Raw genomic sequence first — 23,656 nt, forward strand, 5'->3', positions numbered from 1 at the left:
TCCGGCTCGGGTGATCCTACCGGCCCCGCCGTGGGTTGCTCCTGTCACAAGCCGTAGTAACGAAGAACTAAACGTTCGTAAATCCTGGCGGGGACGAGGCGGCGCGTCCAGAAGGACATCCGAACGTCGGCGCCGCACAGGTAGGTCTGCCGTGGCCGGGCCGCTTCGAGAATGCTGCGCACCTTTCTGGCGACCGCGTCGGCGGGTTGGCCTGCCGCGAGATATCCGGTGACCCGTTCGAGCACCGCGCCGCGATCGGAGGTATAGGCGTCGATGGGGTCGGCCACGCGCACCGCAGCATCGATGATCGGCGTCACCGTCCAACCGGGGGCGAGCACCGAAACGTGGATGCCGAATGCCGCGGTTTCCATGCGCGCGGCCTCACCGAGGCGTTCGATGGCGGCCTTGGTGGCCGAGTACCAGCCACCGTACGGTTCGGCGACGGCGCCCGCGCCGGAGCTCACCACGATCACCCGACCGTGTCCTTGCTCGCGCATGATCGGCAGCACCGCGCGCAGCACGCGGTGGGTGCCGATCACGTTGGTGTCGAGGATCGCGGCTGCCTCGTCGGCGTCGGTTTCCTCCACCGACCCGACCACTCCGTAGGCGGCGAAGGCGACAACGGCGTCGATGCGACCGAGCCTGGTGTGCGCGGCCCGCACCCAGCTGCCTACGGCCTCGGCATCGCGAACATCGACGACGGCGGTGTCGGATCCCGCGATCCGGTCGCTGCCTTCGACCGTATAGCCCACGCGCGCAAGGTATTCGACGGTCGCGGCGCCCATCCCGTTGGCGGCGCCGGTCACCAGGACCACCGTCATGCGACGCACACTTTCAGCACTTCGGGCAACACCTCGAGCCGCGCGCTGTCGACGATCGTGATCTCGCCGTCGAGTTCGAGCGGGGCGGCGTGCGCCGGGCGAAGTTCGACGACGCTGTCGCGATGGCAGGTCGTCAGCGTCGACGCCGAGAACTTTCCACGGTAGAGCCCCGCGATGAGACGGAGGATTCGGGCGCGGCCCGCGGCCTGCCAGATGTTCACGTCGAACCGGCCGTCGGCGCGGGTGACCGGAGTGTCGTAGTACATACCGCCCGCGAAGTGCACGCTCTTGAGGACGCCGATGTTGGTGATCGGCACGGTGTGCTCCCAGTCGCTGCCGCGCACCTGGATGGGCAGCGGACGGTGCGTGGCGATATTGCTCAACGCGGTCGCGACAATCGCGGCCTCGACATTGCGCGATTTGAGCCAGCCGATCATGCCGCGGGCATGGTTGAACGAATGATTCCCCGCCGCAACGAGTCCCATGCTCGCGTTGAGCAGGAAGTAGCGCACGGCGCGGGTGCCGTCGGGCAACAGCATGGTGGCTTTGCCGACGTCGGCGAGTTCGGCCCGGTCGGCGTCGATACGCACGGGGACATCGGCGACGATGGCTGCCCCGCCCATCGGTTTATGGAAGTCGTTGGAGCTGCCGAGTCCGATGGCGCCGAGGGCAAGCGCTTGCGCGCCGCGCCGTGGTCGGTCGGTGGCCGGATCCATGAGCGCGTTGAGCACCAGATTGACCATGCCGTCGCCACCCGCGGCCACGATCACACCGGAGGTCACACCGTCGGCGGCCTCGATGCGGGCGCGTACCAGCTTCGCGGCTTGTTCCGCGTCACCGGGCATTTCGACTTCCAGGTTCGGATGGCGTTCGCGCAATGCGCGTTCCACCGGCCGCCATCGGTCCAGTGCCGTTCCGGCATGGGACTGTGGATTCAGGACGACGAGCATGACTCCTCCTCGATACCCAGCCACCCGCGTAGCCGGCGCCAGTCCCCGGTGCGGACCAGACCGGTCTGTGCACAGTTCGGTGGAACATCGGATTCCGACGCACCGACCAGGAAAACGGGAATACCGATCCGGGCCGCCGGCGCGTCCTTGGCGGCATCGTTGCCGATCATCACGCACTCCCCTGGTTCGGCGCCGAGCCGCTCCAGGAGTTCGCGATAGAACTCGATGCGCGGCTTCGCGCTGCGCATGTTCTCGCCGCTGGTGTAGAAGGTGAAGCTCTCGGGTTCGTAGCCGCCCCAGCGCAGCCGGGTGGCCACGGTGCTCAGCGGCCACATCGGGTTGGTGGCGACGACTTGCGCTATGTCTTCGGCATGCAACAGGTTCACCGTGTCAGCTGCTTGGGGCTGCGGAAAGAAGCACCTGCGCAAGCGCGTAAAGTCGACCTCGGCCAGTCGATGCAGGCGGCGCGCCGCAAGGGAGCGCTCGATTCCCATCCGTTCGGCCAACAGCCGGATCATCAGATCGGTGTTGGTGTGCTCGGTGTCGTTGGCACGGACGGTCGCCAGCACACCGTTCAGCGTGCGCAGGAACCGGTGCGGTGGCATCAGATCGCGGAAGGCACGCGCCGCCCCCAGCGGCATCAGCACCTGGAACGTGCGCTGGTGAAGACCGACCAGGGTGCCGTCCAGATCCCACAGCACCGTGCGATAGCCGGTCACTCCTGACTATCCATTACCGCTTGGAGGTCGGCGCGGGTCAGGCCGAGTTGTGCCGCGTATTCGTCGATTCCCGGCCGCCCCTGCCGCACCGCGGCAATACCGGCTCTCCCCGCGAGTTCCAGACCGTACGCGGCACCCAGGTCGAACACGGTCTTCGCCAAGGCCGCCGGGAACAGCCAACGACCGAGGTCGCGCTGGAACACCCGGGTGAGCCGGTACGGCGCGGCCACCCTGGCACCGAGGCCCGAGAGCATCGACGGCTCCCGCAGCGAGCTCATTTTCGCCGCTTCCTCGGCGGGAGCCAGCAGTAGATCCGACCACAGCCGCCCGAACGCCGCACGTTTCTCGTGTGCGAGCGCAGTCATGTTGAACTCGGTGTAGGCCTTCTCGATACGTGAGGTGTGTGTCGAGCGGCTGCGTAGCAGAGTATGCAGGTCGGCGGTCTTGCGGGCGGTGTCGTATCGGGTGAACTGGTTGATCCGCGGGGCGATCCGCGCAAGAAGGGCCGCGAAGTCCGGAACCGGAACAAGGCGATGCGTCACCGCGAATGCGTGATAAATCAAGCTTTCACTGCCCGCCTTCGCGATTTCGGCGGCGAGCAGGTCGTAGTCCAGGTCTGATGCAGCATGGCGGGCGAGGTTCCAGATATCGGCGAGTTCGCGGACCCCGGTCTTGTAATAGGGCAGATGAACACCCAAGTGGTGCAGGTTGTCCTCGTTCGACATGGCCCAGGCGGGCACACCGTAGAAATCGATGCGACGCACACGATCCCAGATCGCGGGATAATCGATGCGGTACCCGGCCAAGGGAGTGATCAGGCCCCAGTGTGTGCCGACGACCAGCGTGCCGTCCCTGGACACGAACGACGGGAGGTGATGGGAACGTTCGGCGCGCACTTTCGGTGCCTTGCCCAGGAGCTCGGACGTGGCGAAAAGACCCATCTCGCGATAGATCTCGATGACCGTGTCCACGTGGTCGAGTTCGACGAGGATGTCGAGATCGTTCATCCGCTTGTAGCGCGGATCGTGGTAAATCTCCGAGGAGAAGAGCATGCCCTTCAGCACGACGCAGCGCACACCACGTTCGTCGAAGCGGCGCAACAGTTCCAGCGCACCCTCCAGACGCCGATAATTCGCGGCGGCAATGCGTTCGATGAGGTCGGCGAACCGCACACGCACGCCCTCGGGGACGAGGTGGTACAACTCTTCGGCCGCCAATCGGCGCTGCACCAACGGCACGGTCGCATTGATCCGTGCCAGCTCGAAAACCTCCGACCAGTCGGATATTTCGTGCGCGAGCTTGGCCAGTTCGGCACCCTCATCGGTGCTCGGCGCGGCCAGCGACGCGTGCACGAGCAGCCGTTCGGCGGCACTGCCGCCCGCGGCAATCTCGGGTGCGGTCACATTCTGCCTTCCTGTTCGGGGTGAAAACCGAAGCGACGAGCGACGGTCGAAATCTTGCCCAGCGCGAAGTCCAGCTGGTCGCGGGTGAGGGTGGCCATCATGCTGACGCGCAGCCGTTGCTGGTCGCGGGGGACGGCAGGGAACTCGACGCCGTTGACGAAAACGCCCTCGGCGTGCAGCGCGGCCACCACCGCCGCCACAGCCAGCCGCTGCGGCACCAGGATCGGGATGATCGCGGTCTGCGGATCGACGGCGAAGCCCATGTGGCGCAGTTCCCGCACGAAATAGCCCACATTGTCGTGTAATTGGCGGATGCGTTCCGGGTGTGCGTCGATGAAGTCGATCGAGGCGAGCACCGAGGCGACCACCGCGGGCGCCAACGAGGCCGAGAACATGTAGGAGCGTGCGAAGAAGCGCAGGGTGTCGACCAAATCGGTGGATCCGGCGACAAATCCGCCGGTGGTCGCGAACACCTTCGAGAAGGTGCCCATGTACAGCTCCACCGAGCCGTCGCCCATACCGAAATGCTCGGCGGTGCCGTGCCCGCGAGCGCCGAGCACGCCGGTGCCGTGCGCGTCGTCGATGGCCAACCAGGCGCCGAAGGAATCGCACAGCGCCCGAATGTCGGGCAGCGGCGCGATATCGCCGTCCATCGAATACACGCCCTCGACGGCGACCACGATATTCGCACCCGGGTTGCGCCAACGGATCTGCATCAATCGATGCCGAAGATGCCGAAGGTCGTTGTGGTCGAAGGCCATCGAGCGCACCCGGCCGAGCTGGATTCCGTCATAGAGGCTGGCGTGGCTCTGCTCGTCGTAGAGCAAGATGTCGCCCTTGCGCAGCAGTCCGGTTACCCAACCTACGTTCGCGGCGTAGCCGGAGGAGAACACCAGCGCGGATTCGCAACCCTTGGCCTCGGCGAGGCGTTCCTCCAACCGCCGGTGTACCGAGGTGGTGCCGTTGAGCAGCGGGGGCCCGCCACAGCCGATGCCGAATTCGCGGGTTGCCGCGACGGCCGCCTCGACGATCTCCGGCTCGTTGCCCAGGCCCAGATAGTTGTTGGAACCCAGCATGATCAGGTCACGGACCTCGGTGCCGCCCGGATCGCGTACCTGCACGACGGCTGCCGTGGGACCGGTGATCTCGCGCAAAACAAATCCGGTGCCGCGTGCCCTGGTGACGTAGGGTCGGAATTCGTCGAAGCGCTGGTCGAAGGTGTGGGCAGCGGGATCGAGGTAGTGCTCGAGGCTGAAATTCTCGCCGTGGACGGCTGCGGTGGAGGTCATAGCCCTTCCTCCTGAACGATGGTTGCGGTTCCGGCCTTGCCGTCGAGGATCAGCGTGTCCCCACTGGATACCCGGCGGGTGACACCAGCGACACCGACGACGGTGGGGATGCCCAACTCGCGACCGATAATGGCGGTGTGGGAAAGGACGCTGCCCTTCTCGCTCACCAGCCCACCCGCCGCGACCATCAGGAACACCCAGCCGGGGTCCGTGGTCGAGGCGACGAGGATTTGGCCGTCGATGACGACGTCCGGATCCGGCGTCGTGAGAACGAGCGCGGGGGCTTCGACTCGTCCTGGTGCACAGCCGATTCCGCGCAGCACGGCCCCAGATGCCACGGCAGGGCTCGGGTGATCGAAGGACGGGTTGTTGATGGTGGTCGCGGCGATGCCCGAGGTGATGATCCGGGACGGCAGTTCCTCGGCGTGCCAGACTTCGTGGTCATGTTTGCGGGTCGCCACGATGCGGGCCACGTTGGTATCGACCGCGGTACCGCGGGTCAGTGCCGCGATCTCCTCATAGGTGAGCCAGAAGATGTCGCGCGGCTGTTCGAGCAGACCTGTTGCGTGCATCTGCCTGCCGTACTCACGGAACACCCGTTTGACCAGCCCGAACGAGCGGCTACGGCCAAGGCGCATGTTCTCCCGCTGCTTCACGTGCTCACGGGCTCGAGCCAGCGCGAATCGGAACACCATGCGCCTGCCGAGCTTTCCGCGGAACACCGTGGCAGCGGTGTCTTCGGCCGCACGCCGAATGAGTTTCTCCCGTGCCGCCATGTGGTCGATGTTCTGACCACCGCGCAGATAGTTGCGCAGCATCGGCACCAACCGTTCCGGATGTTCGCCGAGCGGGTCGGTTTCCAGTTTCAGCTCATCGACGGTGCGATCGCCGAACAGGGCGATGTGACGCAGGCAGGCGGCCCTGAAGTCGGTGAACCCGTTCTGCGCCAGCGCTTTCCACACCTGCGGCGCTGCCAGCGGGCCCTCGAACAGCTCGCGCAAGCCCGCATCGTCACCGACGGTGGCGGTCAGGGCCAGTGCCGAGCGAACCGGGTCGACACTGTCGACCCCTTCCTCCCCACAGAACAATTCATTGCGCAGGGTGATCGCCTCCGTTTCGCCGAGACCTTCCCGCTCGAGCAGGAGACCGACGACATGGAACATCTGTTGGGCAATGAAATCGTTGAAGATCTGTACCGAGTACGCGGGGACAAGTTCGTGCAGACAGCGTTCCATCCACTCCAGCAGCGCGTGCGGATCACGTTCCCGCTCCGGTGTTTCCGGTGCGAGCCGACGGTCGAGGTCTGCGGTGAACGCGGCGAGCTCGACAAAGAACGCCCGCAACCTGCGGCGTAGCCGCAACCAGCCGAAGGCGATGATCGCGATGACCCGCAACCGCAGCAGATACATTCGGCCCCGGGCGATGCCACGTTTCGGCGCGGCGGGGCGCTGGTAGCGGTTCTCGATATTGAGCGCCGCTTCCCAGCCTTCGATGGCAAATTCCATTCCGGGGATCTGCAGAAACAGCCGATACCAGTTGCTGATGTTGTAGTAGATGCGGCCGTGGGCGGTGCCGACGAGGTACGGATACAGGCTCGCGGCATTGCGCTCCACGATGGTGTCGGTGGCGCCGAAGTCCCGATGGCAGGCGCGGAAAACCTGTTCGTAGGCGGCCCGCAGAATGGAGAACGTCAGCGGGCTGGACATACCGGGATAGGACTCTGCGACATTGACATTGTCGAAGATGGTTTCGCGCGCGCCGGTCGCGGTGACCGGTCGCGCCTGGAGTAGGAAGAGGGTGCCGTCGTCGTCGTAGGCCCACTCGATATCCTGTGGCGCACCGAAGGTTTCGGCGACTCCGGTGGCGGTGGCGGTGAGCTCGAGCACCTGGACGTCGGTCAATGCGGCGGCGGCGACGGTGTCGGCCAATTGCTCGATCGTGGTGCCGGAACCGGATCCGGCAACGACTCTGCTCTGTTTGTCCGCTATGACCCGTGAGGTGATCGTGTGCGACGCATTGTCCACGAAGAAGGTGTCGCATTCGACGGTGCCCGCAACCACGCCCTCGCCCAGGCCGAGGGCCGCGGAAACCACCGCTTCGGTGGGATCGCCGGTCTGCGGGTTACAGCTGAAGACCACTCCTGATACGGCGCTGTCGACCAGGACCTGAATCAGGACAGCGCAGTCGATGGTCGCGTTGTCCAGACCGCGATGCGCCCGGTAGAAAAGGGATCTCTCCGAGTATGCCGAGGCGAGAACATCGAGCACCGCAGGCGCGACCCCCTCGGGTGCGACGTTCAGGAGGGTGTCGAGCTGGCCCGCAAAGGAGTCCGTTGCCGAATCTTCGCCGCTGACCGACGAGCGCACCGCCAATCGCACTCGGCATGCCGAACCGACAACGCTGACGCGGGTTTCAGACGTCTCCGAAGAGCCCCCTTCGGACCCGAGCGATGTCGCGGAGTGTTCGACGCCGGCGTTGCCGTGCTGGGCATCGGCAGGCGGTGCGACGGTGTGTACCGCGCGGGCCGTCGATCGCGGACCGGGTTCGACGAGCACGTCGAGGGCGGCGTCGAGTTCGGCGTGAATGTCGTCCGGAAAGGTCCGAGCGGTGATCAGTGCGCGGATCGCCGCCGACACCGCGCGCAGCGACGTGGGATCGGTGTGGTCGAGGGTTGCCAGTAGGTCGGCAATGGGGCCGGCGACCGGGGCGAGGATGCGGGCGCACGCATCCTTGCTCACGACCGCGAAGGCTGGGACTCGGTGGCCGGCCGCCAGTAGGCGTCCGAGGTTGGCAGCCTTGGCCCCGACTCGAGCAGCATGCGTTTGCGCAGTGGCCGCGTTTGTCAATGCGGCGGCCTGCACAACCGCGCCGAGAGTTGTTTCGGTCATCGCGCAGCCTCCTGCATCGTCCTGGTGGTCGGGACCGACGACTCGCGTCGGGTCAGCCGCACCAGAACCGGGTCGGGGGTGTTGGAGATTTCCGGGTTCTCCCGAACCCGGATGCCGTTCACCAGTTCGATGTCGTAGCGCGACAGCAGCATCGCGATGCCGACCCGTACCTCCATGAGCGCCATGTGCTGACCTACGCACAGGTGTGCGCCCCAGCCGAACGGGAAGTAGTGGAAGGGCGGACGGGTCTTGGTTTGTGCCTTGGTGAACCGGTCCGGGTCAAAGGTCAGTGGTGAGTCCCAGAATTCGGGCCACCGGTGGTTCACGAACGGGCTGATCACCACGATCGAGCCCGGCTCGAGATCGAAACGGTCGAAACTGTCGCGCTCGAGCACGGTCCGGCTGAACCCCCAGGCAGGCGGATGTAGACGCATGGCCTCGTCGATCGCGTGACCGGTCAGTTCGAGGGATGGCAGCGTGTGCGCGGAAATGCCCCCGACTCTGTCCGTGCCGCGCGGCCGGTCGATGCCGGGTTCGGCCCCCGGTCCTCCGAGGCCCGACACGACACTCACCCCGCCGACACCCGCTACGCCGACACCCGCTACGCCGACCGGCCCGTGCGCGACCGACACTCCACTGGGACCACCGATACGAGCTGTATGGCTCGACCCGGCCCCTCGCTCGGACGACGCTTTCAGCACGGTGTCGATTTCGGCACGGATCCGGCCGAGGACCACCGGATTTCGGCACAGCTCGTAGATTGTCCACGCCATCGCGCCGCCGGTCGTCTCGTGACCCGCCAGCAGAAAGGTCAGTACCTCGTGGCGCAGTTGTTCGTCATCCATGGCATGGCCCGCGTCATCACGGGCCACGAGCAACCGGGCCAACAGCGAAGTCGCGTCGCTTGATCCGGCCTGTCGGTGCTGGTGAACGATGTCGTCGACGACGCGATGCAGCCGGGCGCGCACGCCGGTGAAGCGACGATTGGCGGGTGTCGGCACGCCGGGTGGCAGCCGAACCGGCGCGGCCATGTGGCCCATCACCCACGAAACACCCTCGCGCACATCGCCTTCGATCTGCGGCAGCACGCCGTCGATGTCGGCGCCCATGACCGCACGGCAGACCACGTCGGCGGCGAACCCCATCACCTCGGGGACCAGATCGAACACCTCGCCGTGCGCGGCGAGTGCGTCCAGCCTGGTCAGCATTCGCTCTCCACCTGCCACCATCAGTGGAATCTCGGTCTGTACGTGACGGCGAGCGAAAGCCGGTTTGATCAACGCACGCTGCCGTTTCCACAGTTCGCCGCCGCTGGTGAGCAGGCCGGGGCCGAGCAGGTAGTTCAGGCTCTGATAGCTGATCCCCTTCACATATTTGGTCGCACTGCCGACCAGCACCTGGTTGATGTGCTCCGGCTCGACCAGCAGATGCACATGCTGGTGCGCCAGCCGCAGCCGTACGCTGCCACCGTGAGCCACGGCCTGTTCGTAGAACAGCGTCAGTGGGTCGGTGCGGTATGCGAGATAAGCGCCCAGTGGGTGTCGTAGCGTGGGGCCGTCCAAGCGGCGAACCTTCGACGAAGCAGTCATGCAGCACCCCCGGCATCGATCAGGCTGTCATCGAGCAAGAACAGACGTCGCGCCTCGGCACGCTGCACCTTGCCACTGGTGGTCTTGGGGATACTGCGCGGCGGCACCACCTGCACTCCGGCAGGCAGCACTCCGGTCCGCTTGCTCACCGCGACGCGCACCGCCCTGCGCAGCGCGTCGTGTTGTGCTGCGTCCGAGCCGGATTCGACGATAAGGTGCAGTTCCTCCGACATACCAGCGGTATCGGCGTGACCGACGGCCGCGACACCGCCGAGCCGGACACCCGCCACCTCCTGGGCCGCGATTTCGAAATCGGTGGGCAGATAGTTCGCGCCCCGGATGATGATCAAATCCTTGTGTCTGCCGGTGATACGCAATCGGCCGTCACGCAGGTACCCGATATCGCCGGTGTCCCACCAGCCGTCGCAGGTGGCCGCCGCGGTCGCCTCGGGCAAGCGAAAGTAACCGACCGTGGTCGACGGGCCGCGGAACTGGACGCGTCCGACGATGTCGTCGCCGCACGGGGCCGCATCCGCGTCGACGATCCGTACCTCGGTCCCGTCCACCGGTGCGCCGCAATCCACGATCTGCATCGCGTCCGGGTCGCCAACCGGAATATCCAGCGCCACACCATTTCCGGTCAATGCTTCGCGAGACACCGAGTCGAAGGCCACCGGCAGGTGCGGGCGGGCGACGGTGACCGCCAGGGACGCTTCGGCCATGCCGTAGCAGGGCACCAATGCGTCCTTCGGCAAGCCCCATGCCCCGAAGCGGTCCACGAAGTGCTGCACGGTCGGCGGGTGAATCGGCTCCGCGCCGCAGAACAGGAATCGCCAGCTGGACAGATCCACCTCGGCCATTTCCGCGTCCGGCACCCGTGCCGCCGCATAGCCGTAGGCAAAATTCGGTGCGGCGGTAAGGGTTCCCCGATAGCGACCGACCGCGCGCAGCCAGTCCCCCGGGCTGCGCAGGAACCTGCTCGGCGGCATCAGTACCGCGTCGAAGCCACGGAACAACGGTGTCAGGAAGCCGCCGATGAGTCCCATGTCGTGGTGCAGCGGCAGCCAACCCACCCAGGTATCGGCGCGGCCCATTGCCGCGGCCGTAGCGATCTGCTCGCAATTGGCGGCCACGTTGCCGTGGGTGATCTGCACCCCCTTCGGTGTGCCGGTCGAACCGGAAGTCGCCTGAATGAACGCCAGATCGCCGGGTGCTGGCAGCCGCGGGCGCAGCGCGGGCGCATCCGGTGTGCAGGCCAGCGTGTGCAGTACCGCACCGTCGATCGCGGCCACGGAGTCCGGCATCGGCGCGGCGTTCAGCACCGCCACACTCGCCACGACCGCCGCCGGTTCCAGATAGCCGAGCAGGCGGGTGAACTTGTCCAGGAAGATGTCTGTCGAGCCGAAGCCCCCCGGCGTGGCGACGGCGGTGGGCACCGCACCGAGCAGCAGCGCACCGAAGAATGCGGTGACGAATTCGGGCGAGGTGGGCAGGCACAACATGACCCGATCGCCCGGCCCGACGCCTTCTGCGGCCAGACCCGCAGCAACCCGGGCGGCTGCCGTCGCGAGTTCGTCGTGCCGCCAGCTCACGTCGCGCGTACCGTCGGCGGCGCGCTCCGGGACGAAGACGGTGGCGGGTGCGTCAATGCCGAGTTCGGCATTGGCCAGTAGCGCGTGCACGATGCTGGGTCGCGGCGGCCGCAGCCCGCCGGTCATGACTGGTCCTTCACGTAGTGCACGACCTGTCCGATCGTTTTCAACTGTGCTGCAGCATCTTCGGGAATATCGATCCCGAATGCCTGCTCCAGCTGAATGGTCAGTTCGATGGCTGTCGGAGAATCCAGGCCGTGGTCGATCAGCGGTGTGGACGGATCGAGATCGTCCACCGAGACCCACAGCACCTCGGCGACGATGGCGCGCACCCGCGCCTCGACGTCGGCCGCGGGGATTCCCGCATTATCGCGAGTCCGTGTGTTCAACCGAGTAACTTCCCTTCCCTCACGCAGGCGCGCACCGACTCCTCGATGTCGACACCGTCGCCGGTGTCGATGCGGTGGAATCCCACTTCGGGGAAGGCCGCAGCGAGGGTGTCGCGCACCCGTAGATATCCGTCACGCAGGGCTGCGAGCCGCTCTGTTGTTTCGTGGGCCTCTGTGGGCCCATCCCCCGAGCGTTCAGCGCACCGTGCCGCGGCTTGTTCGGGCGCGGCGTCCAGCCAGAGCACAGCATCGGGCAGTGTGGTGCGAAAGCGGGCGGCCAAACCGGGCAGGGACGCGGTCACGTCCCTGCGGACCAGATCCGCGATTTCCGACAGCAGATCCCAGATATCGGGCGAGCTGCCGAGGCGGGTCGACTCCGACCGCTGCCAGGCCAGGATGTCGGCAAAGGTGCCGGGCCGGTGCCGCTCCAGCACAGCGGCGATCTCGTCCTGTCGGTCGTGGCCGTTCCAGTCCGGACGCGCGAGCGCCATGTACAGCGGTCCGTAGACGAGCAGTTCGATCAGCGGATGCCGTTCGAAGACCAGCACATCCGGCGACCAGGTCTGCACGAAGTGCCGTTCGACCGGGCCGAACAGCGTCATCTGCAGGTACATCGCGGTGGCCTTCATCTCCAGGCTGGAGATTTCGTCACAGCCGACGCTGAATGCCCTGAGCTGCTCGGACAACTCGGTCAGCGGCACGTTCCTGGTGTTGTGGAAGTCGGGGCAGGTCATCGACGCGAAAGACCCGTCCCCGGCCGGTGCGAGCTCGCGCAGTCGGGCCATCACCGAAGACTTGCCCGCGCCGTCGATGCCGACGATGGCGACGCGGCGCGTGGATATCGCGGTCATCGGTCGTCCTCCCGCAGCTGCGCGAGCACGGCCGCGGTGATGTCGGCGGGCGCGGCAGTACCGTCCAAGCGCACCCAGTCGAACTCCTCCGACAGCGCCTCCAGGGCGCTGTGGCTACGGTGCTGGAAGGCGAGGAAGGCCTCCTCGTCGCCGTAGCCGCTTTCGTAGTCACTGCGTAACTGCTTGCGCCCCAGCGCATCCTGCGGACCGACGGTCAGATAGAAGGTGCGGTCGGGCTCCGGGAAACCCGCGGCGAGTTGCCGCAGCACCGTGGGGTCGCCGCCGTGCGCCACCTCGGTGGCAAAGTACTTGTACCAGTACGCGTTCGCCAGCATGATGTCCACGCCACGCTCGGCGGCCAGATCGAACGACAGCTGCATGGCGTGGAACAGAAAGTGCGCGCGACTCAACGGCGACAACAATTTCAGGTAGCCATAGATTTCGGCGGGGCTGCGCCACGGCAGCTTCGAGGAAACCTTCGGGTCGAGGAATGCGTCCCATATCGTCACCGCGGCAACGGTCTGCCCCTGTGCCTCGAATTCCGCGGCGATCCGTGCCACCTGTGTGGTCTTCCCCGAACCGTCACCACCCGCGATGCAGATCAAGCGTTTGCGTGCGCTCAGTTGCTCATCCCTACTGTGAGTCGGGTGCGCCAGTGGCGCAAGTCTTTTCGGTGCTTCTGCGCCGGCATCCAGCGCTGCCTCCGGCACGATCGCCACGGCCGCTGACCGCAGCACCGTTGCGTCGGCCGTCGGCTGATCGACCGGTACTGTCGCGCGCCTGGCCGCCGGGGATGTCGTGGATTGCGCCGCCGATGCGCCCCCCGGGCCGGTGGCCTGCTCCGTCGCGGCCTCGGTGTCGAGCACGCTTACCACACCCGCGCGGCCGTCCACCCGAATCCGTTGGCCCGACCGAACAACCGAGGTGGCACCGGCGACATTGAGCACGGCGGGAATGCCGTACTCGCGCCCGATAACCGCTGCGTGCGAGAGCATTCCGCCGACCTCGGTCACCACCGCCGCGACCAAGCCGAGCGCCGGAGTCCAGCCAGGGTCGGTGAACCGGGTGACCAGGATGTCGCCCTCCCGCAACTGTCCGATATCGGCCAGTGCTGTGATCACCCGCGCGGTACCCTCGGCAATGCCGGGACTGCAACCGAGTCCGGTCAGGTCGCCGTCGCCGATTTCACGGATCGCACCGACGGTGACACCGCCGCCGAGTTCGTGCGGTGGGACGAGGTCGCGATATCCCGCGTACACCGCACGGCGGTACGCGATCTGCGGTGCCAGTACGGCGGCCTCGATACGTCCGGCGGCGAGATCGGTGAGCTCGTGGATGGACAGCTGGAACACGTCGTCGGCGTGCTCGATGGTTCCGGCCGCCACCAGCCGGACCCCGGCCTCGACGACATAGGCACGCACGATCGCGTAGCACTGCGAGGAGAACTCCCGCATCCGTTCGCGCGCAACGAGATAGCTGCGCATTCGATCGACCTGCATGTCCAATGCCCTGGCGTGCTTCAGTCGGGCGATCGGTCTGGCGCGTACCCGCGCGCGCACCGCCGCGAGCTCGTCTTCGTAGCGCCTGCGCTGGTCCACCAGCGTCACATCGGGATCCGCGGGCGGGGTGCGGTGTTCGAGCATCGTCGCGATCATCGATCGCACCCGCTCGGGCGCCTCCGACCAGCGTGGACTGGTGAGATCGAGTTCCGCGTCAGCGTGGAACCCCTGGTCGCTCAGGAACACGTCGAGTGCCGTGGTCCATTCGGCGCTGTCGAGCCCGTGATCGGTGGCCACCCGGTGCAATTCGACGATGCCGCGCTGCAGCCGCATGTGGCTGATATCGGCGAGCCCGCCCATCAGATCGATGGCCGAGGTGCTGACGCCGGTCGCGGCATCGACCTTGTCGAGGAGTTGTTTAAAATCCGTCTGCACACTGGAGTTGTTGTAGATGGTGGTGAAGTAGGTACGTTCGGTGGCAGCGTGGAAGGTGAGCAGGCAATCGGCCAGGTCCGCGACGAAACCAGCCTCGTCGGTGTGCGGCAATGCGTGTACCCGATCCCGCCATACCGCGTACTTTGCGGGCCATTCGGCGGCGAATGCGGCGACCTCGTCGAGCTGTGTGCGGTAGCTGTGCTGCACGGCAAGCGCGACCGGCAGCGCACGGGCAATGGTTTTCGGGTTGTTCGGCGTGCGGACGGGCCCCTCGGGGCCGTATTCGTTGAGCACGCCGAGGTCGTCGTCGAAATGCTGTTCGTCGAATCCAGGGATGCGCCGGAAGCACTTCTTGACCGCGCTGACATTCCAGTAGGCCCGGCCGTAATACATAGCCATCCAGTCGGGTTCGTCGCTCGGGTCCGCGAGCCTCAGACGCTCGAAGAACTGTTGCATCGAGTACTGGAATGCGTTGTCGTACAGAGAGAACATCATCGGCGTGCAAACCCGCGCTGAGACGCCACCGTCACGAAGGTCCGCGTCGGAGAACTGGTCGATGTCGGTGCGCCAAGAGATGGCCGTGATGGCTCGGGCTTGCAACAGCCACAGCTTCCCCGCGCCATCAATGGCCCATTCGATGTCCTGCGGATGATGGCGATGCGCCTGCACCGCGAGCATGAGCGCCGCGAGTTCGGCGGTGGCGGCAGGCGCCAATGCGACGTCTTCGCCGCCCGCCTCGCGCGCCACCACGTCTCCGCCGAACAGACGCAGCGTGTACCTCGTCGGCGTGACGTGCCCGGAGACCAAGCGCTCACCGAGGCCATGGCAACATTCGACCACCGCGTGGTCTTCTATGCCGGTGAGTGCGTCGATGCTGAAACCGACACCGGCACACCGGGCATCGACCATGCGTTGCACGAGCACCGCCACCGGGGCACCGGCCTCGTGGTAGCCGTGCCGGGGCAGGTACGCACTGACGCGTTCGTTGTGCACCGAGTCGCGGCATTGCGTGATGTAGCCGCGCAGCGTTGCCACATCGGTGATGTCCAGAAAGGATTCGTATTGGCCCGCGAAGCTCGCATCGTCGAGATCTTCGAGCACGCCGCTGGAACGCGCGGCGACCGGGAAGCCGCCGAGCGCCTGTACCCAGCGTTGCAGATCCTCGTCGGTGACCTCGGCGAGGTCGAGATCAGCGGTGACGACGAAGCCTGGTGGCACTTCGAATCCCGCGACGATCAATTCATGGAGCGTGCCTGCCTTACCGCCGGCCTTCTCGACCGTGAAATCGGCGGCGCCCAGGTACATCGGGCCCGGTGTCGGGGTGGAATCGGGATGGGGCACGGTGAGAGCTCCTTTCGGAAGCAGAACCGGGCGCACGTCGTGACGGGCGGCGAGGTCGCGGGCAGCGCGCACGCCTGCCGCGGTCAGGCCGCCGTAGGAGGGACTCGCCGTGTGCGGCTCGAAGCCGAGCAAAATGGTTTCGGCCATGCACGCGTAGACGACCCCGCCGGGCAGCCCGGTTTCGGGAAATGGAGGTGTCTGGCCGAGTGGCAGCGCCATACGGCCGCCGGAGACCAGGGTGACGTTCGGACGGTGGGACACCGCGGGATCCACGTCGCCAGGGACCGCGAGATCTACCACGAGCACCCGATGGTCGTCCGCCAGCGACTCGGCGGTGACCATCGGCCGGGCCGAGTTGGTGGCCGTCAGAACGATATGACAGTCGCGCAGCGCGGTCAGGTTTTCACTGACCTCGACTATTCCATCCAGCGTCGCTGCGACCCGGTCGAGTCGTTGCGCCGATCCGGTGCGCCCGATCAGCGTTACCGAATCTGCCAGTGGGGCAATAAGTTCAGCCATCACCGCGCCGATATTGCCGAGCGCGCCGAGGATGCCGATGCGTCGTCGCCCCGGCTCCAGCCGGGCGAGCTCCGCGCGTACCACCTCGTAGGCGGAGGCAGCGGTGAGTGAGTTCCCCGAGGTCACTGTGACGACGTCCTCCACCACGTCGCGGGAGGCATCGGTGACGATGGAGGTGTAGCCGCCGAGCCCGATCACGGTGGCGCCGAGCGCGATTGCCTGCTCCACTGCCTCGAGTACCAGATCGCGCACCCAGGCCCGATGTCCGGCCCGCAGACATTCGATGATCTGCTCAGCGGAAATCGGCACCGCGATCAGGCACACCTCGACCTGAGCGCCGGTCGGCGAGGTCACCGTCTGCCTGGTCAGTTCGAACGGCTCTGCCACCCCCCGCAAGCGTTCGAACAAGGCGGCGAACTGGATATCCGACCATTCTGCGAGTTCGGGAGCGAACCGTCGCAGGTCGGCGGGCTCGGGCAGGTTGGCAAGAAATACCACCCTGGTCGGCGCGTTCCAGTCCCGCGCGACCTCGTGAGTGCGCCGGACCGCGGGCGATGTCCGTTCGGGCAGCGGCCAATTCGTCGTCACCGGGCTCGCCAAGTGCGCGAGCAGGGTGGCGAGGTCGCCGCGATGCAACCGGGCCGCCAGCTCGTCCAGCGCCGTCTCCATCCGAGCCATATCCGACTCCGCGAGGAAGGCCGAGGGTTGGATGCGCAGGGTGGTCGGTGCGGACAGGGTCGGCAGCATTCGGACGTCGTGGGCGTGCAGCAGGTAGCCCGCGACCACGTACCCGAACATCGCCGGATCGCAGATTTCGCGCAGTAGTGCGGATTCCGGCTCCGGAGGGATCAATTCGATGCCTTGCAACAACCCGCGGCCGCGCACTCCCGCGATCGCCCGCGGCCAGCGGCTCGCCACCGCATCCAGGCGGGCCCGCACTCGAGCACCTACGTCGGATATCCGGATCTGGTTGTCGCGCAGCAGGTCCAGTGCGGCATCGGCGACCGCGCACGACAACTCGTCGTCGGCGAACGTGGACGTGTGATATCTGCCGAAATCACCAATCGCCTGTGCGCGATCGACGAGCAGGGCAGAGATCTTCACCAATCCGCCACCGAGCGACTTGGACAGCAGGTAGTAGTCGGCGACTACGCCGGAGGGCGCCGATGCCAGGAATGTCCCTGTCCGGCCCATGCCCGACTGGATCTCGTCGAAAACCAAGGCAGCCGTGTGTAAGTCGGCCAGCGCACGCAGCGCGCGCAGTGTCCCGGCCGGTACCTCGCGGACACCGCCCTCCCCCTGGATCGGTTCGGCGAACACCGCCGCGATCGGCGAGATCGACATCCAGGACCGCACGGGGCGACCTGTGCTGTCGATGACGATTCGGCACACCGACCGCAGCTCGCCTGCGAAGGCCGCGGCCACCTCGCGGGGCGACCAGGTGCCGAGACTGCGTCGTTCGGGTCCCGGCACCACCAGATCGAGTGGCGTGTCGGCCTGCTCGGTCAGGGCGAATGCGCCTGCAGTCTTGCCATGGAACGCGCCGGCCAGCGAGACGAAAAGCGGCCCGCGACGACGCATGTCCTCGATCTCGCGCAGCGACTCGGTGAGCAGCTCGGCCACTGATCGGCGGTCGTCCACGGCGTCGTCAGCCCCTGCGAGGGGGATCGGGCGCACGCCGTGCAGCCCGTCACGACGAACGCGACGCAGGGTGCGACGCAACTCATTCTCGAGATCGGAGAGCGAACGGGCATGTGCCACCGCCGCGTGTCTGATCGCCGCTTCCACGGCTTCCGCGCCCGTAGCACCGAATGTCACCACGTACTCGCTATCGGTGGCCGCGCCGACCGATTCGGACAGTCGGCGGGCCAGCCGGGCCGCACCGGCGCGGACGCTGCCCTGGGACACGAACGGCGACTGCTGATTCAGCCGCGCTGTCGCCACCCGCACCAGTGCCGGATGGTTGTGCCCGAACAATGCTGCGCCGAACCCGCCGACCAGATCCAGTACCCGGGACCCGTCGGCGCGGATCAACCAATCGCCCTCGGCGCCCGGGTAATCCACATCGAGGTGACAGGCGCGCAGGAGCCGGGCCAGGCCGGGGCGGTTGTACCGCGCGAAATCGTCGAACACGTCGGACGCCGAGGGACTACTCGACGCGGCAACCGATAACTGCATACTCGGAGTCACGACCTAGGCGCCGAGTACTGCGCGACGGGCCGCTTGCCCGATCTTCGCTGATACACAGTCGATCACCGCGCGGGCAGTGTGCAGCGTCGAAGCCTCCGCATCGGAGATCTCGATGTCGAAGGCTCGCTCGAGATCGACCACGAGTTCGGCCGAACGGACCGAGTCCAAGCCATAATCCAGCAACGGTGTGTCTATCTCGATCTCGACCACTTGAAGACCGTGCCGAAATAGTTCACACACGCGCTCGCTTATCATCTGCGTCGCCATCATTTCGCATCTCCCGTTGCGCTGAAATCTTCCGCTTCCCCCGTGAGCAGAATGCGAACCGATGGGTTTGCCATCGACTCGCGGTAAATGTATTCCCCCTGGGTAGCGCAGGATTCGGCGCCAGCCGAGACTGCGATCACTTGCCCTCCGATATCGGCAATCGAGACTGTTATGTCTCATATCTCGTCAACGTCCCACAACCGTTATCGACAACATCGGCGCATGCACCCATCAGTACACCGTCGATTTGCGGCCTGCAATCCGAAAACAGCTGCAGCACAGCGAGTCCGACGGATGGGCAACGATTTGGCTAATCACGTCCCACGTCGCGCACGAAACATGGCGTCACGCCCTGCAAACAACAGTCGGAGCCATGGCGTCCGAGATAACAAATTCTGAGATTCTTTGTCACAGATAACCAACCAACTCCGCCACAATAGAGTGGAACATGTCCTCTTTTTGCAGAGTTCGCTGTTCACGCGAGGTTCATAGATCGGCCAGCCACATTTTCATACCAACCCATCGGTATTTTTCAATTGAATTGGGCGCTGACATAATTCGAGAAGATTGCGAAGTCGCTTAACGCCATTTTCACCTCGCTGCCGACCCCCGCCGTCACGGCGGAACGTCCCGCAAACTTCCGGTCCGACAACCGGGTGTGACGGCTTTCATTACTCGCCAGTAGCGCCCATGACGGCTGTGCCCCTTCACAAGGGCACACCGACCGACCCCCTCGCTTTCACAGAAGATCGCGAATCGATCCACGCCCCGCTTCGGACAGTTACTGTGAATGCCCTACACAGCTATCCCGGGGGCAAAGGAGTCGCCAATGTCCGTCGACAGTTCGACCTGGCCGAGTCTGACCTTGGCAGGTCAGCCGATGTCGTCCCCGCTGAAAGATGTCCGGGCGCTATCGCGCCAGATGGTCGGTCACTTCGTGGAAAATGTCATCCCCTGCGGCACACTGCCGGTGGATGCCATCTCCGGGGACGTCACCACCATCACCAGGACCTGCCTCGAGCTCGCGGTCGGCATGCTCGACGGACAAGGCATCCCCGAAAAGCTGCAGCGGCTCCAGGACGCGGCCGCCGGATGGGCACGCGAGGGCGTGCCCATCGACACGATCCACCATTCCATCCACGAGGGCTTCCAGATGGGCCTCGACCTGGTGGTCTCCAACGCGTCCATCAAGGATTACGACAATCTGGTCGACGGCGCCCACATGGTCGTGCAAATACTGGACATGATCACCTCGGCAGTCTCGGTCGCCTATGTCAGGGAACTGCGCGCAGTAGTCAGCGAGCACCACACCGCCGTCCACACGCTCACCTCGGCACTGTTGGGCGGGCACAGCACCTCGACCATGGCGCGTGAATGTGGGATCGCCATCGCCAAGTCGTATGTCGTTGTCGCGGTAGCTATTCCGGCACATCGCGACGAAGGAAACCCGGCACTCGACCGTCAGGTCGTGGCCCGACGCAAACTCCGCCGAGTCCAGGCCGAGCTGGCGACCCGCTGCGGCAACAGCGCACTGTCGCTGCTCAGCGTCGACGGCGGCACCATTCTCATTCCGTCGGCGACCTTCGACAACGAGGGCCTCGACACCCTGGTCAACCAGCTCTCACACGCCGCACAGGTCGGGGTCACCGCGACACTGGTGCAGGCCACCCCCGAACAGATCCCGAACGCCGCCGACCAAGCCCACGAATTGCTCGACATGGTGCAGCGCCTGCAGGCGGTGCCCGGAATGTACCGATTCGACGAGTTGGCGCTCGAGTATCAGCTCACCCGCCCCGGGCCGGGACGCGAATACCTGGGCTCACTGCTCGATCCACTCGACGAGCACCCCGAACTACTGGAAACCCTGCAACGCCACATCGGCAACAACCTCAACCGCCAGCGCACCGCCCGAGTCCTGCACGTGCACACCAACACCGTGGACTATCGCCTCAAACTCACCGGCTTCGACCCCTCCCAACCCTCCGGCCTCTGGTACCTGCGTTCGGCCCTGGTCGCCCGCACCTACCGAATCACCTGATGCCACATCCGCACTTCGCCGGGGTCGTCCTTGTGGATGCGCGGCAACAGTTCGGTGCCCCCTACCAGCACCTGCCAACTCGGCCCGCCACCCGTGGTCGTCCCGCGAGTGCCCGGCACGTGGTCACCGCGTTGCGCAACGATGAAGCAGGCAGCGCGGTCGAGGCGATGGCTACCGATTTCGGCAACTTCTGAACGCCACGACGTGAACCACGTTGCCGCCATCCGATTTCCGCTCGGCGGGTCAACTCCGGACCGTCGGTTCAGTCCGGTGATGTGCGGTCGTGGACGTTGAGCATGTGTTCGAACGCGGCCTGTTGCGGGCTGGACGGGGGGGCGTGTCACCGGATCCCTTCGGCCTGCGCGACGGATATCGGCTCGTGATCGACCGCGGTGAATACATCGATGGACATGTCCTCGTCCCGGTAGTGCGCCAGCGTCGACAAGCCGCGAGTGGTGCACGCGATCGCGTGGACCTGATCACCGGACATCGGGTACTCCGGCACTTTTCGCCGCCAGTGCACGCACAGCACCGTGCCACCGGGCTCGAGGTGTGCGACGGCGCGATCGAACACCGCACGCAGGCTCGCGGCGTCGAGGTAATAACAGACCTCACTGAAAACGATCAGGTCGAATCGCTCGTCGGCCCAGTTCTCGCCGAGTGCCCAGCAGCGGAATTCGACGGCGCCGCGCGCGGTGTAGGGCAGGCGCTCGACCCGAGCCTTTGCCGAATCGAGCGCCTGCGCCACAACATCGGTGCACACCAGCCGATCGCAGCGGGTGGTGAGTTCGGCCGACAGGGTGCCTATCGAGCAGCCGGGTTCGAATGCGTTGCGGTAGCGCGGCTTCGGTAGTGCGGCCATGGCCAGTGCTCGCTTGCGCTGTTCATACCAGCGCGTGGTGAACCCCCACGGATCGGAGTCGCGGGCGCACATGTCGTCGAAATAGCCTGCTGCCAGGCGTGTCTCACTCATACGAAGAACGTTTCCGTCGCGCCGATGAATCGGTCGAGCAGGTGCGGCGGCAGGATCGGTTGGTCGGCGGGATCCTCCGACAGGGCGCTGATCTGGCTGTGGAAGTGCGCGATCGCGCGCGACTTGGCGTTGATGACTGCCTCCGGCAGCGTCAACGTCCGCGCGCGGGTCACGAGGACCACAGGGTGAGCAGGGTTCGCCCAGTGCCACATCCACACCGGAAATTCGAGCAATCGGGTCGCGGTTCCAGCGCACGCCGCGGCCACGGCACGGCCGACTGCTTCGTGGTCGGGGTGACCGTCACGCCGCCAGGTCGTCGCACACCAGCCGCCGGTGCGCCCGCATGCGGTGAGGATTTCTGCGAGCGCTTCGGTCACTGCGGCTTCGTGTGCCGCTACGACGCCGTCTCCGATTCGGAGCCGAATGGGTGGTTCCACACCCAGTTCTGCTGCCGCCCGCAGAGATTCCTGGATACGTAGGTCGGCGAGTTCGGTCGGCGAGTAGGTGGGCGAACCGGGATGTGAGGCTTCTCCGTCGGTCACGGTGACCACTGTGACCGGCAGATCGCGCGCACGCGCCAGCGCGATCAAACCCCCGGCTCCGAGTATCTCGTCGTCGGGATGCGGAGCGACGACGACCAAGTGTCGCCACCCGGCGAGGGACAGTTCGGGGCGACGATGCCGCCACGGCGCCCAGACATCGTCCGGAGTACCGCGAACAGCAAGATCGATCATCTGCTCGGCAACCATGAGAACTCCTTTTCCGCGTAATCACGGCCGCGATCGGCCAGGTATCGCTCCGCATGACTCCGGCGGAGATCGACGGTGAGGTCGGTAGTCACTCCCGAACACCACAGCTCGGCGGGCAACAGCCGCTCTTCATCCCGAACCGGAACGACGAGCAGAACTCGAGCAATCACGCAGGCATCCTCGTTTCGGTCGACGCCCGCGGAACGGGCCCCGTCGTTTCCCGAGTTGCTCATGGTTCCCGGCTACCCCATGACGAGACGAGCAAACAGCCAGCGTCATACGTTGTCAGTCACCGCGCAAGGCAAGCCGCACCGACGAACTAACCCACGATCACCCGAAACCGACGGCGATCTCCTACTGTGAGACGAGTCTTCTTGTTGCACGAGATGCCCGAACCGGCATCGGGTCGAGTCGCAGAGGAGGTCGGGATGGCAACCGAGGTCGCCGAATATGCCAACCCGGCGTGGGCGTGTCATCGCGAAGTTCGACGGCGACGCCACCGCTACTCCAGCAAACGATGCCGTATGCACACGAGTTGTTCCGGTCGGCGGCCGAATCGCTCGGCGCCCGTATGCGTCCGACCTGTCATCGACTCCCCGATCCGAGGAGCACACCATGCCCCACACCGGACACGAAGACTCATCCTTCGAGGCAGTAGTTGCGGCCGCCGACTATCCTGTCTGCGTCGTGACGACGCGGAAAGGCCCACAGCGAGCCGGCTGTCTCGTCGGATTCACCTCCCAGGTGAGCATCGATCCGTTGCGATTCCTCATCGCAATCTCGAAGAAGAACCACACCTTCGAGCTGGCCATGTGTGCCCATCATCTCGCCGTGCACCTGCTCGATCGCGACCAGATCTCACTGGCGGCACTATTCGGTACCGAAACCGGCAACGACATCGACAAGTTCGCCCACTGCGACTGGCATCCCGGCCCGGCCAGCCTGCCGATCCTGGATGCCGCAGCGGGCTGGTTCTGCGGACGGATCCTCGAACGCCAAGACTTCGGCGACCACGTCGGGCTGCTGGTAGCCCCCGAAGCCGGGTCCGCCCCACCCCCACGCACCCGCGCCCTCCGCTACAGCGAGGTATCCCAGCTGCGGCCCGGACACGAGGCGTAGACGTCGGCGTGGCGGCCCGGTGGGCGCGACGACCG

At 65.9% G+C, this 23,656-nt stretch carries 18 protein-coding genes; 3 read left to right on the forward strand and 15 right to left on the reverse strand.

From position 1 onward, the window contains the following. Positions 1-44: 44 nt before the first annotated feature. Genes AB0M74_RS02840 through AB0M74_RS02895 form a run of 12 tightly spaced genes read right to left on the reverse strand, consistent with a single transcriptional unit; the run spans position 45 to position 18,922 of the window. Positions 45-821, reverse strand: coding sequence for an SDR family NAD(P)-dependent oxidoreductase (locus tag AB0M74_RS02840; protein ID WP_364900867.1), 777 nt, complete (start codon positions 819-821; stop codon positions 45-47). After that, a complete protein-coding gene (locus AB0M74_RS02845) occupies positions 818-1,771 on the reverse strand; it encodes a diacylglycerol kinase family protein (RefSeq protein WP_364900870.1) in 954 nt (317 codons plus the stop codon). The genes AB0M74_RS02840 and AB0M74_RS02845 overlap by 4 nt, the downstream gene beginning before the upstream one ends. Then, the gene (locus tag AB0M74_RS02850) at positions 1,756-2,490 is read right to left on the reverse strand and encodes an HAD family hydrolase (protein ID WP_364900873.1); all 735 of its coding nucleotides are present in this window, start codon (positions 2,488-2,490) and stop codon (positions 1,756-1,758) included. Before AB0M74_RS02850 ends, AB0M74_RS02845 begins: the two co-directional genes overlap by 16 nt. Then, entirely contained in the window at positions 2,487-3,893 is a 1,407-nt protein-coding gene (locus tag AB0M74_RS02855) for a nucleotidyltransferase family protein (protein WP_364900876.1), read from the reverse strand. The genes AB0M74_RS02850 and AB0M74_RS02855 overlap by 4 nt, the downstream gene beginning before the upstream one ends. Further along, positions 3,890-5,182: a pyridoxal phosphate-dependent aminotransferase family protein gene (locus tag AB0M74_RS02860; RefSeq protein WP_364900879.1), complete on the reverse strand. Its 1,293-nt coding sequence runs from the start codon at positions 5,180-5,182 to the stop codon at positions 3,890-3,892. Before AB0M74_RS02860 ends, AB0M74_RS02855 begins: the two co-directional genes overlap by 4 nt. Further along, positions 5,179-8,070, reverse strand: coding sequence for a PEP/pyruvate-binding domain-containing protein (locus AB0M74_RS02865; RefSeq protein ID WP_364900882.1), 2,892 nt, complete (start codon positions 8,068-8,070; stop codon positions 5,179-5,181). Before AB0M74_RS02865 ends, AB0M74_RS02860 begins: the two co-directional genes overlap by 4 nt. Further along, complete coding sequence (locus tag AB0M74_RS02870) at positions 8,067-9,659, reverse strand: cytochrome P450 (RefSeq protein ID WP_364900885.1); 1,593 nt, start codon at positions 9,657-9,659, stop codon at positions 8,067-8,069. The genes AB0M74_RS02865 and AB0M74_RS02870 overlap by 4 nt, the downstream gene beginning before the upstream one ends. Beyond that, entirely contained in the window at positions 9,656-11,377 is a 1,722-nt protein-coding gene (locus AB0M74_RS02875) for an AMP-binding protein (RefSeq protein ID WP_364900888.1), read from the reverse strand. Before AB0M74_RS02875 ends, AB0M74_RS02870 begins: the two co-directional genes overlap by 4 nt. Next, complete coding sequence (locus AB0M74_RS02880; RefSeq protein ID WP_364900891.1) at positions 11,374-11,640, reverse strand: acyl carrier protein; 267 nt, start codon at positions 11,638-11,640, stop codon at positions 11,374-11,376. The genes AB0M74_RS02875 and AB0M74_RS02880 overlap by 4 nt, the downstream gene beginning before the upstream one ends. Continuing rightward, positions 11,637-12,491 carry a hypothetical protein gene (locus AB0M74_RS02885; protein ID WP_364900893.1) on the reverse strand — a complete coding sequence of 285 codons (855 nt, stop codon included), beginning with the start codon at positions 12,489-12,491 and terminating at the stop codon, positions 11,637-11,639. Before AB0M74_RS02885 ends, AB0M74_RS02880 begins: the two co-directional genes overlap by 4 nt. Beyond that, on the reverse strand, positions 12,488-18,463 hold the full coding sequence (locus AB0M74_RS02890) for an aminotransferase class III-fold pyridoxal phosphate-dependent enzyme (RefSeq protein WP_364900896.1): 5,976 nt from the start codon (positions 18,461-18,463) through the stop codon (positions 12,488-12,490). Before AB0M74_RS02890 ends, AB0M74_RS02885 begins: the two co-directional genes overlap by 4 nt. Before the next feature lie 15 nt (positions 18,464-18,478). Then, positions 18,479-18,922 carry an acyl carrier protein gene (locus tag AB0M74_RS02895; RefSeq protein WP_364900899.1) on the reverse strand — a complete coding sequence of 148 codons (444 nt, stop codon included), beginning with the start codon at positions 18,920-18,922 and terminating at the stop codon, positions 18,479-18,481. A gap of 649 nt (positions 18,923-19,571) precedes the next feature. On the opposite strand from AB0M74_RS02895, the gene AB0M74_RS02900 reads away from it, so the two are divergent. Both AB0M74_RS02900 and AB0M74_RS02905 read left to right on the forward strand, forming a co-directional pair. Beyond that, on the forward strand, positions 19,572-20,780 hold the full coding sequence (locus tag AB0M74_RS02900; protein WP_364900902.1) for a helix-turn-helix domain-containing protein: 1,209 nt from the start codon (positions 19,572-19,574) through the stop codon (positions 20,778-20,780). Then, positions 20,780-20,974 carry a hypothetical protein gene (locus AB0M74_RS02905; protein WP_364900905.1) on the forward strand — a complete coding sequence of 65 codons (195 nt, stop codon included), beginning with the start codon at positions 20,780-20,782 and terminating at the stop codon, positions 20,972-20,974. The genes AB0M74_RS02900 and AB0M74_RS02905 overlap by 1 nt, the downstream gene beginning before the upstream one ends. Positions 20,975-21,120: 146 nt before the next feature. Here the strand turns inward: AB0M74_RS02905 and AB0M74_RS02910 are convergent, their stop codons facing one another. From AB0M74_RS02910 to AB0M74_RS02920, 3 genes are read right to left on the reverse strand one after another with little or no spacing between them, the layout of a single operon-like run. Then, complete coding sequence (locus AB0M74_RS02910) at positions 21,121-21,753, reverse strand: SAM-dependent methyltransferase (protein WP_364900908.1); 633 nt, start codon at positions 21,751-21,753, stop codon at positions 21,121-21,123. Then, complete coding sequence (locus tag AB0M74_RS02915; RefSeq protein WP_364900911.1) at positions 21,750-22,502, reverse strand: PIG-L family deacetylase; 753 nt, start codon at positions 22,500-22,502, stop codon at positions 21,750-21,752. The genes AB0M74_RS02910 and AB0M74_RS02915 overlap by 4 nt, the downstream gene beginning before the upstream one ends. Continuing rightward, positions 22,484-22,735, reverse strand: a complete 252-nt coding sequence (locus tag AB0M74_RS02920) for a hypothetical protein (protein WP_364900914.1) — start codon at positions 22,733-22,735, stop codon at positions 22,484-22,486. The genes AB0M74_RS02915 and AB0M74_RS02920 overlap by 19 nt, the downstream gene beginning before the upstream one ends. Before the next feature lie 382 nt (positions 22,736-23,117). On the opposite strand from AB0M74_RS02920, the gene AB0M74_RS02925 reads away from it, so the two are divergent. Further along, positions 23,118-23,621: a flavin reductase family protein gene (locus AB0M74_RS02925; protein WP_364900917.1), complete on the forward strand. Its 504-nt coding sequence runs from the start codon at positions 23,118-23,120 to the stop codon at positions 23,619-23,621. Positions 23,622-23,656: the final 35 nt, after the last annotated feature.

It is taken from the genome of Nocardia sp. NPDC051463 (assembly GCF_040681975.1).
Taxonomy (GTDB): domain Bacteria; phylum Actinomycetota; class Actinomycetes; order Mycobacteriales; family Mycobacteriaceae; genus Nocardia.